Genomic DNA, 13,744 nt, shown 5'->3' with positions numbered 1-13,744 from the left:
TACCGAGATGGCCGCCCGCGCACTGCGCGGCGCGGCCATTTTGCACGGTGCCGGTTTTGCGGCAGAGTGAACCCGTGGCCCTGTTCGCGGTTCTGTACCTCGTGCTTTTCATCTTCTGGCTGTTGCTCATCAGTCGGGTGATCGTCGAGTTCATTCGCAGTTTCGCGCGCGACTGGCGCCCGACCGGTGTGGTGGTGATCGTCCTAGAGGTGATCTTCACCGTTACCGACCCCCCGGTGAAACTTCTGAGGCGGTTGATACCTCCTGTGAATCTTGGGGGGATTCGTCTCGATCTTTCGATAATGGTCCTGCTCTTCCTCGTCTTCATCCTGATGTCGATCGTGGGTAGGCTCGGTCAGCCCGTGACCTCCGTGTGACACAATGAATCGAGAAGACCGCTTGCTAGTTCTCCAAAAGACGCGTGAAGGGATCCTTCGATGCCGCTGACTCCTGCCGATGTGCACAACGTCGCGTTCAGCAAACCGCCGATCGGTAAGCGCGGCTACAACGAGGACGAGGTCGATGCCTTCCTGGATCTCGTCGAACAGGAGCTTTCGCGCCTGATCGAGGAGAACGCCGACCTGCGTCAGCGGGTCGCCGAACTCGACACCGAGCTGGCCGACGCCAAGAAGAACCGCGGGCCCGCCCCGGTCAGCGCCGCGAAGGCGCCCGTGCAGCAGGCGCCGCCGCCAGTGCCGGAACCCGTTCCGCAGCCGGTCCCGGTCGCGCCGCCTGCCCCGATGCCCGTCGCGGCGCCGGTGCAGAACAACGGCCCGGACGCGAATATGCAGGCCGCGAAGGTGCTCACCCTGGCGCAGGAGATGGCCGACCGCCTCACCACCGATGCCAAGACCGAGGCCGAGGGTCTGCTCTCGAACGCGCGAGCAAACTCCGAGCGACTGGTCGGCGACGCCCGCACTCGCTCGGAAGCGATGATCTCCGACGCGCGTCAGAAGTCCGACGCGATGCTGTCCGACGCGCAGAACCGCTCCGACACCCAGATCCGGCAGGCCAAGGACAAGGCAGAGGCGCTCACTGCCGACGCCGAGCGTCAGCACGCCGAGATCATGGCCACGATCACCCAGCAGCGCACGGTGCTGGAAAGCCGCATCGAGCAGCTGAAGACCTTCGAGCGCGAGTACCGGGTGCGCCTGAAGTCCTACCTGGAATCGCAGCTGGAAGAGCTCGAGAACCGTGGGTCGGCCGTGCCGGTCGACGGCGGCGAGTTCGCGGGCGAAACCAACGGTTCGGCCAACAGTCTGGCTCCCGCCTCCTTCGCCAAGGGCGGCAAGTAAACTAGTTCCCGAGTCGCGCGACGCAGCGCGTCGCGTGATTCGGGAATGCCCAGTTATCGTCGGGCTGCTCGGTTGGCTTGGGAGTCACCATGCTCGTCTTGACGCTTGTTCTTGCGGCGATCGGCTTCGGACTGCTCGTCGCAGCGCTCGCCACCGGTTCGGTGGTGTGGGCGTGGGGGTGCATTCTGATCTGTGTGGTGGGTGCCGCGAGTTTGCTCGTGAGCGCACTGTCCGCGCGAAAACCCGAGAGCGAACCGGTCCCACCCGGCCGACACGCCCGGCGGAACTGACCGGCGCGGAATATCGACTGGACGCACCCGGTTAGAATCGAACTACACATGGCACTGATCCGGCCATCACCGGGGAGCCTTCGGAAGAACGGCGCGCAGCGCTCAGTAGAACCGAACGGGTGAGCCCGTCACAGCTCACACAACGAGAGGCTCATGCCGCTCCCGGCGAGGGGGTAGCGCGAGCAAACGGGGTGGTACCGCGGTACGGCGCACCGGCGCCGACATCGTCCCCGTGCCCACATCTCGCGCTCACGGCGCGGCGGCACGAGGAGCAATCCGCGATGGCGGACGAGACAACTACCGGTAGCGCATACCCCAGAGTCGACTTCGGCGCGGGTTCGGGCGCGACGTTCCCGGAGCTCGAAACCCAGGTGCTCGACTACTGGGCCCGCGACGACACCTTCCGCGCCAGCATCGACAACCGCGACGGTGAAGGCGAGTTCGTCTTCTACGACGGCCCCCCGTTCGCGAACGGTCTGCCGCACTACGGGCACCTGCTGACCGGCTACGTCAAGGACCTGATCCCGCGCTTCCAGACCATGCGCGGCAAGAAGGTCGACCGCCGCTTCGGCTGGGACACCCACGGCCTGCCCGCCGAGATCGAAGCCGAGAAGCAGCTCGGCATCACCGACAAGGCCCAGATCGACGAGATGGGGCTGGCCGAGTTCAACGCCGCCTGTAAGTCGTCGGTGCTGCGCTACACCGGTGAGTGGCGCGACTACGTCACCCGCCAGGCCCGCTGGGTCGACTTCGACAACGACTACAAGACCCTCGACCTCGACTTCATGGAGTCGGTCATGTGGGCGTTCAAGTCGCTGCACGAGAAGGGCCTGATCTACCAGGGCTTCCGTGTGCTGCCCTACAGCTGGTACGAGCAGACGCCGCTGTCGAACCAGGAGACCCGCCTCGACGACGCGTACAAGATGCGTCAGGACCCCGCGGTCACCGTCGACATGCGCCTGAGCGTCCCCGCCGAACACCCCCTCGCCGCGCTGGACGGCGCGAACGCGCTGATCTGGACCACCACGCCGTGGACCCTGCCGTCCAACCTCGCGATCGCGGTGCACCCCGACGTGCGCTACGTGCACGTGCGTGGTGCCGACGACAAGCGCTACCTGCTCGCCGCCGAACGCCTTTCGCACTACAGCCGCGAACTGGGCGACGAGCCGGACGTGCTCGGCCAGTACGACGGTGCGGCGCTGGCCGACCTGTCCTACGCCCCGCCGTTCGACTTCTTCGTCGGCCACCCGAACGCGCACCGTGTGCTCACGGCCGACTACGTCACCACCGATTCCGGCACCGGAATCGTCCACCTCGCACCGGCTTTCGGTGAAGAGGATATGGATGTCGCCTCGGCCAACGGCATCGAGATCGTGCAGCCGCTCGACCCGGCGGGCAAGTTCACCTCGATGGTGCCGCCGTACGAGGGCATGATGGTCTTCGACGCCAACCCGGTGATCATCAAGGACCTCAAGGCCGCCGGAAAGCTGCTGCGGCACGAGACGATCGAGCACTCCTACCCGCACAGCTGGCGCTCCGGTCAGCCGCTGATCTACATGGCCGTGCCGTCGTGGTTCGTCGCGGTCACCAAGTTCCGCGACCGGATGGTCGAGCTCAACCAGCAGATCAGCTGGGTGCCCGAGCACATCCGCGACGGCCAGTTCGGCAAGTGGCTCGAAGGCGCGCGCGACTGGAACATCAGCCGAAACCGCTACTGGGGCAGCCCGATCCCGGTCTGGGTCTCCGACGACCCGGCCTACCCGCGCGTGGACGTCTACGGTTCGCTCGACGAGCTGGAAGCCGACTTCGGCGTGCGCCCCACCGACCTGCACCGTCCCTACATCGACGACCTCACCCGCGCCAATCCCGATGACCCGACCGGGAACTCGACCATGCGCCGGGTACCCGAGGTGCTCGACTGCTGGTTCGAGTCGGGCTCGATGCCGTATGCCCAGGTGCACTACCCGTTCGAGAACAAGGAGTGGTTCGACAGCCACTTCCCCGGCGATTTCATCGTCGAGTACAACGGGCAGACCCGCGGCTGGTTCTACACGCTGCACGTGCTCTCGACCGCGCTGTTCGACTCGCCGTCGTTCAAAACCGTTGCCGCGCACGGCATCGTGCTCGGTGACGACGGCCTGAAGATGTCGAAGTCGAAGGGCAACTACCCCGACGTCAACGAGGTCTTCGACCGCGACGGCTCCGACGCCATGCGCTGGTTCCTGATGAGCTCGCCCATCCTGCGCGGTGGCAATCTCATCGTCACCGAGCGTGGCATCCGCGAAGGCGTGAGCCATGCGATGCGGCCGCTGTGGAACGCGTGGACCTTCCTGCAGCTCTACGCCTCGAAGCCCGGTGTGTGGCGGACGGATTCGCCGAACGTGCTCGATCGCTACATCCTGGCCAAGCTCGCAGTCACCCGCGACGTGGTCACCGAGGCGCTCGAGACCTACGACATCGCCGGTGCCGCCGACGAACTGCGTGGTTTCGCCGACGCGCTCACCAATTGGTATGTGCGCCGGTCGCGTTCGCGGTTCTGGTCCGAGGACCGCGACGCGGTCGACACCCTGCACACGGTCCTCGAGGTGGTCACCCGCCTCGCCGCGCCGCTGCTGCCGCTGATCACCGAGGTGATCTGGCGTGGGCTCACCGGCGAGCGTTCGGTGCACCTCACCGACTGGCCTACCGAGACCGAGCTGCCGCACGATCCCGAGCTGGTCGCCGCGATGGACGAGGTGCGAGTGGTCTGCTCCACCGTGCTGAGCCTGCGCAAGGCGCAGAACCTGCGGGTGCGGCTGCCGCTGGCCGAGGTCACCATCGCCGCCGCGGATGCCGAGCGGCTCACGCCGTTCGCCGCGCTGATCGCCGACGAGGTCAACGTCAAGAAGGTCGACCTGACCACCGACGTCTCCGCGCACGGCCGGTTCGAGCTGGTCGTCAACGCGCGCGCCGCCGGTCCGCGCATCGGCAAGCAGGTCCAGACGGTGATCAAGGCAGTCAAGGCGGGGGAGTGGAGCGAATCCGTCGACGGTGTCGTCACCGCCGCCGGGATCACCCTGCTGCCCGAGGAGTACACCCAGCGACTGGTGGCCGCCGAACCCGAGTCCACCGCCGCCCTGCCCGGCAATGCCGGCCTGGTGGTGCTGAACTCGGTGGTCACCGAGGAGCTGGAGGCCGAGGGCTGGGCCCGCGACCTGATCCGCGACCTGCAGGAAACCCGCAAGTCACAGGGTCTGGAGGTGTCCGACCGGATCAGTGTGATCCTGGATGTGCCGGCCGAGCGGGCGGCGTGGGCCGCGACCCACCGCGACCTGATCGCCGGGGAAATCCTCGCCACCGCACTGACTTTCGGTGACGCGGGTGCCGATGCCGCCGAGATCACCGGCGGCGTCAAGGTTTCGGTCGCCAAGGTCTGAGTTCTTTGCAGTTCAGAAAGGTCCGGGCATTCAGAGCCCGGACCTTTCTTATTTGGTGGACTTAGTTGGTGGACCTACTCGACAATCAGTTCCACCGGGATGTTGCCCCGGGTGGCGTTGGAGTACGGGCACACCTGGTGGGTGGTCTCGATGAGTTGCTGCCCCTGCTCGTTGTGCAGGTGCTCGGGCAGTTCCACGCGCAGCACGACCGAGAGCCCGAACCGACCGCCCTCGAGGGGATTCAAACCGACCTCGGCGGTCACCGACGCGTCGTCGGCGTCGATCTTCATCCGCTTGGCGACCAGCTGCAGCGCACTGGCGAAACAGGCCGAATAGCCCGCCGCGAAGAGCTGCTCCGGGTTGGTGCCCGCGCCGTCGCCGCCCATCTCCTTGGGGCGGGCGAGCGTCAGATCGAGCACGCCGTCATCGGTGTAGGAACGGCCGTCGCGGCCGACCGAGGTTGCGACCGCGGTGTAGATAGGTGCCATGGTGTCCTCCTAGACAGACTTGTCTGTTCACTTCTGATTATCAGAGTAGACAGACCTGTCTGATATCGTCAAGGGGAAGCGCTGATTCCCGGAAAGGACACAGGTCAGGCCATGAGTGCGGCTCGTGAACGTCTGCTCGACACGGCAACCCGGTTGTTCTATGCCGAGGGGGTCCACACGGTCGGTATCGACCGGATCATCGCCGAGGCCGGCATCGCCAAGGCCACGTTCTACCGGCACTTCAAGACCAAAGAAGACCTGGTGGTCGCCTATTTGCAGCGCGAGTACGCACGCCAGCGCGGCGCGCTGGAATCGGTGCCAGGCGAAGGCTTCGCCACCATCACCACCATCTTCGACACGCTCAGTGACATCAGCTGCGGCCCCGGCTTCCGCGGCTGCCCCTTCCTCAATGCCGCCGTCGAATTCCCCGACCCGGAACACCCGGTGCGCCGGGTGGTCGACGACTACCGCACTTGGTTCCGCGAACTGATGGCCGAACACCTCCGCGCGGGCGGCCATGCCGCGCCCGATGACGCGGCTCGCGCCCTACTCCTCACCCGCGACGGCGTCACCATCAGCGGCGGCGTCGGCGACAACGACACGGTGCGCGCCGGTATTCGTGCGGCATTGACCCTCATCGCCTGAGCGTTCTCGAACATGCTGGAAGGGTGCTGAAATTCGTGACCCTCTGGTCAGTCCAGAAATAGGGCGGGCCGCGAAAAGAGCTTTCAGTCCACCAGTTGACGCAACAGCGGGCCGTATTCGGGATGGGCCAGGGCCGAGGCGAACTGGGCTACCAGGTAGTCGGCCGGGTTGCCGGTGTCGTACCAGCGGCCCTGGATGACCTGGCCGTACACCGCGTGCTCGGCGGCGTAATTGTTGATCGCATCGGTCAGATACACCTCGCCGGTCTGGTGGGTGTACCACTTCTCGGTCTGGGTGCGCAGTTCGTCGATGATGCCCGGTGTCACGACATACCCACCGATCGCCGCGTAGGCCGACGGCGCGTCTTCGGGCTTGGGCTTCTCCATCAGGCCGGAGATGCGAAGCAATCCGTCGTCGAGGTCCTCGCGCACCACCGGCACGCCGTAGCGCTGCGATTCACCCGGCGACATCGGCAGCAGCGCCAACACCGGGCACCCGGTGGATTCGTAGGCGGTGATCAGCTGCTGGGCGCGCGGTACTTCGGCGACGAACACATCGTCGGGCCACAGCACCAGCATCGGTTCGTCGCCGAGGTGGCGCGCCGCGTTGAGCACCGGCGTGCCGTTGCCGTACGGGCCGTGCTGGTCGAGGTAGGTGATGTGGCCCTCGCGGGAGAGCTCGCCCACCTCCTCCACCGCATCGGCGTAGGCGGACTTGCCGTCGGCGCGTAGCTGTGCGACCAGCGCCGGATTCGGCCGGAAGTGATCCTGGATGAGCGACTTGCCGCTGCTCACGACGATGGTGATGTCGGTGATCCCGGAGGCGACCAGTTCACGCACCGTGTGCTCGATGACCGGTTTGTCCCCGACCGGCAGCATCTCCTTCGGCGTCGCCTTGGTCAGCGGAAGCAGCCGGGAGCCGATTCCCGCCGCCGGAATGACAGCCTTGCGGATCTTCATCCCCCGATCATCACATATTCGGCTGTGTCATCGGTGTGCGACGGCTGGCAACGGGCTCGAGGAATTGTCGGTGGACCGGCGTAGATTGCGCCTCGTGAGCACTCACACTCCTGCCGCCGTGGCCCCGGCCAGGCCCGATGCGGCGGTCACCGCCCGTCGCTGGGTGCTGCACATCGATATGGACGCGTTCTTCGCCTCGGTCGAACAATTGACCAGACCCACATTGCGTGGCCGCCCGGTTCTCGTCGGTGGGGCGACCCAGCGCGGTGTCGTCGCGGGGGCCAGCTACGAGGCTCGGGTCTACGGCGCGCGCTCGGCGATGCCGATGCATCAGGCCCGGCGCCTGATCGGTGTATCGGCGGTGGTGGTGCCGCCGCGCGGCGCGCTGTACTCGGTACTGAGCGCGCAGGTGTTCGACGCGTTGCGCAGCTGTGTTCCGGTGCTCGAGACGCTGTCATTCGACGAGGCCTTCGCCGAACCGGCCGAGTTGGCGGGCGCGAGTGTCGCCTCGGTCGAGGACTATTGCGCGATGCTGCGCGCTCTCGTTCGAGCGCAGACCGGGCTCACGGCCTCGATCGGCGCGGCGACCGGGAAACAACTCGCCAAAATCGGCTCCGGCCTCGCCAAACCCGATGGTATGCGGGTCATTTCACCGTCGGAACAGGGCGAGCTGCTCGCCGCGCTGCCGGTGCGCAAACTGTGGGGGATCGGTCCGGTGGCCGAGGCGAGGCTGCGCAGCCTCGGCATCGAGACGGTCGGCGCGTTCGCCGCACTGCCGGAGTCGGAGGCCGTCTCGACCCTCGGTGGCAGCATGGGCGCCGCACTGCACCGGCTCGCGCGTGGGATCGACGACCGCCCGGTCACCGAGCGCGCCGAGGCCAAGCAGATCAGCGCCGAGAACACCTACGAACGCGACATCGTCACCATGACCGACTTGCGCGCCGCCGTCACCGCGATGGCAGCCTCGGCGCATCGCAGGCTCGAACGCGACGGCCGCGCCGCCCGCACCGTGGTCCTCAAGCTCAGGAAGTCGGATATGGGCATCGTGACCAGGTCGTTCACCCTGCCCTACGCCACCGCCGACCTGACCACCCTGGCCGCGGCCGCGCAACGCTCCGCGATCGATCCGGCCGAGCTCGGCCCGATCCGCCTCGTCGGTGTCGGTTACGGCGGTTTGTCGCTGGTACGCCAGGAATCGCTGTTCCCCGAACTGGATCAGGCGGTGCCCGACGATCTCGGCACTGTCGCCGACACCGCGCCCCCGCCGGCGGAACAGCCGAGTATGCCTGCGGGCCTGTGGTTTCCGGGTATGGATGTGAGTCATCCGGACTTCGGGCACGGCTGGGTGCAGGGTGCGGGTTACGGCGTGGTGACCGTGCGTTTCGAGACCAGCTCGACAGGTCCCGGTGCGGCGCGTACCTTTCCAGCCGACGACACGGGGCTGACACGGGCCGATCCGCTCGACAGTCTCGCCTGAGGAGTAGCCTCGACTACCGCGATGGAACCACTCCCACCTCGAACGCAAAGGACGAGCAGTTGAAGCTTCGTACGACCGGACGTGTAGCGATCGCCGGACTGGCCGTGGTCGCCGCCCTCGGCCTGAGCGCGTGCAGCGACGACAAGGGTGACAAGCCCGCCGCCAAAACCACCACCAGCGCCAAGGCTGAGACTTCGGCGGCCGCGGACCTGCCTCCCGTGCCGACTGTGGAGCAGCTCAACGCCCAGCTCACCACCGCGCTGGATCCGTCGGTCCCCAATGATCAGAAGCTGGACTTCGTGCAGGGCGGCGAGGCCGATCCCGAGCTGCCGAACCGCTTGGCCCAGGCCGCCTCGGACGCCAATGTCGTGGTGCAGGTCACCGAGGTGACCTCCTTCGGTGACAGTGTCAACGCGAAGGCCAACTTCACGGTCAACGGTCAGACCAATGTCGTCGACGTGCCGTTCGTGGCCGAGGACGGCAAGTGGAAGGTCCAGAAGTCGTGGGCCTGCGGCATGATGACCAACCTGGGTCAGACCTCGGTCGCCTGCCCCTGATCTTCCTCGCTTCAGCCCCGTTCGGACGTTTCCGGACGGGGCTTTCGCGTGCGAGTCGCGATGGTGTTTCGCCTGCTGTCGGTGGCGCGGCTACTATCGGGCCCCGTGGTAGAGACGATCGTGCGGCAGGGGCATCCGCCCAAGGGTGTTTCGGAGCCGACGCGACGTGATCGCGCGGGGTGGGCGCGCATCGTCGCGATCGTCGCGGGACTGATCGGCATTCTCAGTGCCGCGGTGATCCCGTTCCTGCCCGTCCGGGTCGACGCCGCGACGGTGTCCTGGCCCCAGCAGGGATCGCCCGCCGCGGTCGAATCGCCGCTCATCGCCTACGCGCCCGCCGCCCTGTCGGCGACGGTGCCGTGCGCCGCGTTGAGTTCCCTTGCCGCGACCGGCGGTGTCGCTGTCTCCACCGTGCCGCGTCAGTCGGCCGACATGGAGAAGTACGGCTTCGTCGTCAAGGTGGTCGCCGATACCGCCGAACGACCCGGCCGGGTGGACGTGGTCTCGCGCTCGACCCTGGTGTGGACGGCGCCGCTGGCCGAGGTGCTCGACCGCTCCTGCGCGCTGACGATCGCGATCACGCCGCAGCAATCCTCGGTCACCACAACAGGTCTCACCGCGTCCGGCGCCGCGGTGGCCGCTGATCTGCGTCCGCAGGTCGTCGGCGTGTTCAGTGAGCTGACCGGTGCCGCCCCCGCGGACCTCGCGGTGCGCGTCGACGTCGACGCCCGCTACACGTCCTCGCCGACCTGGCTCAAACTGGCCGCGATCGTGCTGTGCCTGCTGGCGACGGCGGTGTCGCTGTTCGCCCTGCACCGTCTCGACGCCCTCGACGGCCGCTCCGCGCGCCGATTCCTGCCGCAACGCTGGTGGCGGCTGCGTCCCGTCGACTGGCTGGTGTTCTCGGTCCTGCTCGTCTGGCATTTCATCGGCGCCAACACCTCCGACGACGGCTACATCCTCGGCATGGCGAGGGGTGCGAGCAGCTCGGGCAACATGTCCAACTACTACCGCTGGTTCAGCGTCGACGAGGGCCCGTTCTACACCCCCTACGTCGACATCATCGGCTGGCTCACCCACATCTCCGCGGTCAGCCCGCTGGTCCGGCTGCCCGCTCTCGGCGCTGGGGTGCTCACCTGGTGGTTGATCAGCCGTGAGGTGCTACCCCGCCTCGGCGTGGCACTGCGCCGCGAACGCGTGGCCACCTGGACCGCTGCCTTCGTCTTCCTGGCCTTCTGGCTGCCCTACAACAACGGTCTGCGTGCGGAATTCGTTGTCGCGCTGGGTGTTCTGGTCACCTGGGTGTCGGTCGAACGAGCGATCGCGACCCGGCGGCTCGTGCCGTTCGCCGTCGCGGTGATCGTGGCCGCGTTCACCCTCACCGGCGCACCGTCGGGCCTGATCTGCCTCGGTGCGCTGGTGGCCGGTGCGCGTGTGGTCACCGCGATGATCGTGGCGCGGTCGAAGTCGGTGGGCTACCTGGCGCAGTTGCTGCCGATCCTGGCTGCGGGCACGGTGGTGCTCACTGTCGTCTTCGCGGACCGGACCTTCGCCGGTGTGCGGGAGATGTTCGCCGTGCACAACGTGATCGGGCCGGGTGAGTCCTGGTTCTTCGAATTCCTGCGCTACCAGTACCTGCTGCAACTCAACGCCGACGGCTGGCTGACCAGGCGGTTCGGTGTCTTCGCGATGCTGATCGGCCTGATCGTCTGCACTGCGATCATGTTGCGCCGCGGCGGCCATATCCCCGGCACCGCGGTCGGTCCGGTCCGGCGGATGCTCGGCATCACTCTCGCCGCCATGGTGCTGATGATGTTCTCGCCCACCAAGTGGACCCACCAGTTCGGTGTGTTCGCGGGCCTTGCCACCTGTGTCGCCGCGGTGACCGCGGTCGCGGTGAGCTCGGAAGTCCTGCGGCCGATGCGCAATCGCGCGCTGTTCGCCGCGGGTGTCTTCTTCGCCCTCGCTATGACCTGGGTCGGTGCCAACGGGTACTGGTACGTCTCCTCGTGGGGAATCCCCTGGTGGGACAAGCCGCCGACCGTGGCGGGCTACGGCGTCTCGACCTTGTTCGTCGGCCTGACCGTGTTGGCGCTCGCCGTGGCCGCGTGGTTCCACATTCACCCGAACCTCAACCCGAAGGCCAAGGTGGGGCGTGTGGCCGGGTTGCCCATCCTGGCCATCGCGGCCGCGATGATGGTGCTGTTCGAAGTGGCGTCCTTCGCCAAGGCCACCGTCGCCCAGTACCCCGCGTACTCCCTTGCCGGCTCCAATCTCTCCGCTGCTTTCGCCGGTGGGTGTGGCATGGCCGACGAGGTGCTCGTCGAAACCGATCCGAACGCCTCGATGCTCGCGCCGCTGTCCGGCGACATGATCACCACGATGAACGGCACCGAGTCGACCGGCTTCCGGGCCGACGGCGTCGCGCCGGTGCTCACCTCCGACGAGGTGGAATCGACCACCGGCCAAGCGAATTCGGTGTCCGACGATCCCGACGAACTGCGGGACGCCTCGACCTCGGCCGGCTCGGAATCGCGGCAGGGCTCGTTGCAACTGCCGTTCGGACTCGACCCCGTGACCACCCCCGTCCTCGGTAGCTACCGCTCCGGCGCCCAGGAACCCGCCGCGCTGACAACGGGCTGGTTCCGCCTACCGGACGGCCCGCGCGGCCCGCTGCTCGCGATGTCGGTGGCAGGCCGGATCCGCTCGGTCGACGCCGACGGTATCGTCCACCCCGGCCAGGAGCTGGCCATCGAGTACGGCACCGCCGCGGCTGACGGCACCGTCACCGTGGCGGGCCAGATCGCTCCGACCGATATCGGCCCGGCGCCGATGTGGCGCAATCTGCGTATCCCGATGGACCAGCTGCCCTCCGATACGAGCGTTGTCCGCTTGGTCGCCGCCGACAAGGATCTCGGCCCCGACCAGTGGCTCGCGGTCACCCCGCCGCGCATGCCGCAGACCACCACGCTCAGCGCACTCGTCGGCCGCACCGCCCCGGTCCTGCTGGATTGGGCTGTGGGACTGCACTTCCCGTGCCAGAACCAGATGCCGACCTACAACGGCATCGCCGAGCTCCCCGAATACCGCATCCTGCCCGACCGCAACGGCGCCACCATCACCAACCTCTGGCAGGGCCACGACGGCGGCGGCCCACTCGGCTGGACCCAGCTCCTGTTCACCGCCCGCACCCTGCCGACGTACCTGAACAACGACTGGGACCGGGACTGGGGCTCCCTCGAGCAATACCTCCCCCTCGACACCACCGCCACCCCCGCGAAGGTGGATATCAACTCCGACAACCGCTGGGGCACATGGACTCCCGGCCCCATCATCACCGCTTGGTAGTTCGCCGGTCGAGTGTCGAGGTTACCCCTGTGGCGTCGGCACTCGGCCGGTTCAGCCACCGACGTTCCCGCTCCGCGCCCTATGCGGGAACGTAAAGCGAGACGGGCCTCCATGCCCGACTGTGGCGGCTCCGAGGCGGCGGCACATCGGCGCGATGCCGTCGCGCATCTATGGTGGCTCGAGTCGGTCGGGGAGAGTAAACCCATCCGGGCAGCGTGCCTGTCCGGTTGTCGTCGAAGCGTTCGCGGGCTGCTACCGGGAGTTGGTGGCGATACGCAGGGCTAGGTCCGGGAGATCGGCGCCGGTGAGTCCGGGGTAGCCGTGGAGGATGGCGCGCCAGCGGGCAGGCACGGCCGAGGCACCCCAGCGGGCGCCGAGCAGTCCGCCCGCGATGGCCGCGGTGGTGTCGGTGTCGTTTCCCGCGCGCACGCACGCCTCCAAGGCGAGCGGAAGCTGTTCGGGCGTAGTGGGATCGGTGGTGGTGATCGCCCACCACGCGGTCTGAAGGGCGTGCACCACCCAGCCGTTGTTCGGGAAGTCGGCGGGCGTGCCCTTCTCCGCTTCGTCGAGACGTTCGGTCCAGTACGCGGATTGTGGTGAGCCGCTGACATATTCGCGAACCCCGTGGAAATCGGCGTTCAGCACGGCATGCCGGATCGCGTAGGTCCACATCTTGCACGCCTCGACGGCGTTCTCGTCGTAGTGCGTGAGCAGTCCGACCCGGCCCGCCGCCGCCACGCATTCCGCGGCGTCGTCGAGATAGGCCAACGCGACCGGCGCGGTGCGCATCAGCGACCCGTTGCCCCCGGTTCGTCCGGTCATCGACATCGCCACGGTTTGCATGTCCAGCGCGGAGGAAGGCCTGGCAGACAACACAGTTCGAGTCTGATTCCCGATGTCGGGCGGCTTCGAGTCGTACCAGGAGACGAACCCCGCCGCGACCGCGTCGAGATCGATCCCCGGCCCGTTGGCAGCGGCTACCGCTACGGCCACGGCCATCGACGTATCGTCGGTCCACTCACCCGGCGCCCAGTTGAATACCCCGCCGCCGATCATGTCGATCACCGTGTCCGGCCCCGGATGTGTGAATTCGTAGCCTGCCCCCAGCGCATCACCGGCCGCGGTTCCCACCAGCACGCCGGCGACCCGATCCGAGAACCCCGCATCGTGCACAGAACCCACCTCTCTCGGGTGCCCACTAGCCGATTGTCCGATTAGCGAGCCTACCGGTCGGCATGTGATCCACCGGCGAGTCGCGCCGGGGTGACA

At 67.3% G+C, this 13,744-nt stretch carries 11 protein-coding genes; 8 read left to right on the top strand and 3 right to left on the bottom strand.

The annotated features are described in order from the left end of the window. Window positions 1-74: 74 nt before the first annotated feature. The 4 genes from ACFWO8_RS29605 to ileS all read left to right on the top strand — a co-directional run bounded on the left by ACFWO8_RS29605 (window position 75) and on the right by ileS (window position 5,001). The gene (locus tag ACFWO8_RS29605; protein ID WP_056816435.1) at window positions 75-377 is read left to right on the top strand and encodes a YggT family protein; all 303 of its coding nucleotides are present in this window, start codon (window positions 75-77) and stop codon (window positions 375-377) included. A gap of 60 nt (window positions 378-437) precedes the next feature. Further along, window positions 438-1,295, top strand: a complete 858-nt coding sequence (locus ACFWO8_RS29600) for a DivIVA domain-containing protein (RefSeq protein ID WP_378969683.1) — start codon at window positions 438-440, stop codon at window positions 1,293-1,295. Between the two features lie 89 nt (window positions 1,296-1,384). Continuing rightward, window positions 1,385-1,585, top strand: coding sequence for a hypothetical protein (locus tag ACFWO8_RS29595; RefSeq protein ID WP_378969673.1), 201 nt, complete (start codon window positions 1,385-1,387; stop codon window positions 1,583-1,585). A 281-nt stretch (window positions 1,586-1,866) separates the two neighbouring features. Beyond that, window positions 1,867-5,001 carry an isoleucine--tRNA ligase gene (gene ileS, locus ACFWO8_RS29590; RefSeq protein ID WP_378969670.1) on the top strand — a complete coding sequence of 1,045 codons (3,135 nt, stop codon included), beginning with the start codon at window positions 1,867-1,869 and terminating at the stop codon, window positions 4,999-5,001. Between the two features lie 74 nt (window positions 5,002-5,075). Here the strand turns inward: ileS and ACFWO8_RS29585 are convergent, their stop codons facing one another. Next, the gene (locus ACFWO8_RS29585) at window positions 5,076-5,489 is read right to left on the bottom strand and encodes an organic hydroperoxide resistance protein (RefSeq protein ID WP_378969664.1); all 414 of its coding nucleotides are present in this window, start codon (window positions 5,487-5,489) and stop codon (window positions 5,076-5,078) included. Between the two features lie 111 nt (window positions 5,490-5,600). Here ACFWO8_RS29585 and ACFWO8_RS29580 point away from each other — a divergent pair, with 111 nt between their 5' ends. Further along, window positions 5,601-6,134 (top strand): TetR/AcrR family transcriptional regulator, encoded by a 534-nt coding sequence (locus ACFWO8_RS29580; RefSeq protein ID WP_378969658.1) that lies wholly within the window; start codon window positions 5,601-5,603, stop codon window positions 6,132-6,134. A gap of 83 nt (window positions 6,135-6,217) precedes the next feature. On the opposite strand, the gene ACFWO8_RS29575 is transcribed toward ACFWO8_RS29580, so the two are convergent. Further along, on the bottom strand, window positions 6,218-7,093 hold the full coding sequence (locus ACFWO8_RS29575; RefSeq protein WP_378969654.1) for a UTP--glucose-1-phosphate uridylyltransferase: 876 nt from the start codon (window positions 7,091-7,093) through the stop codon (window positions 6,218-6,220). A 178-nt stretch (window positions 7,094-7,271) separates the two neighbouring features. On the opposite strand from ACFWO8_RS29575, the gene ACFWO8_RS29570 reads away from it, so the two are divergent. The 3 genes from ACFWO8_RS29570 (at window position 7,272) to ACFWO8_RS29560 (ending at window position 12,475) form a co-directional block, all read left to right on the top strand. Further along, window positions 7,272-8,570, top strand: a complete 1,299-nt coding sequence (locus ACFWO8_RS29570) for a DNA polymerase IV (protein ID WP_378969963.1) — start codon at window positions 7,272-7,274, stop codon at window positions 8,568-8,570. Between the two features lie 59 nt (window positions 8,571-8,629). After that, window positions 8,630-9,127, top strand: coding sequence for a hypothetical protein (locus ACFWO8_RS29565; RefSeq protein ID WP_378969647.1), 498 nt, complete (start codon window positions 8,630-8,632; stop codon window positions 9,125-9,127). A 105-nt stretch (window positions 9,128-9,232) separates the two neighbouring features. Next, entirely contained in the window at window positions 9,233-12,475 is a 3,243-nt protein-coding gene (locus ACFWO8_RS29560; RefSeq protein WP_378969642.1) for an arabinosyltransferase domain-containing protein, read from the top strand. 252 nt (window positions 12,476-12,727) lie between these two features. Here ACFWO8_RS29560 and ACFWO8_RS29555 read toward each other — a convergent pair whose 3' ends face one another. Further along, window positions 12,728-13,657, bottom strand: a complete 930-nt coding sequence (locus tag ACFWO8_RS29555) for an ADP-ribosylglycohydrolase family protein (protein WP_378969638.1) — start codon at window positions 13,655-13,657, stop codon at window positions 12,728-12,730. Window positions 13,658-13,744: the final 87 nt, after the last annotated feature.

This window comes from Nocardia sp. NPDC058480, assembly GCF_042720495.1.
Classification (GTDB): domain Bacteria; phylum Actinomycetota; class Actinomycetes; order Mycobacteriales; family Mycobacteriaceae; genus Nocardia.
Note: the sequence above shows the minus strand (reverse complement) of the source record. Positions and strands in the feature narration are given on the sequence as shown.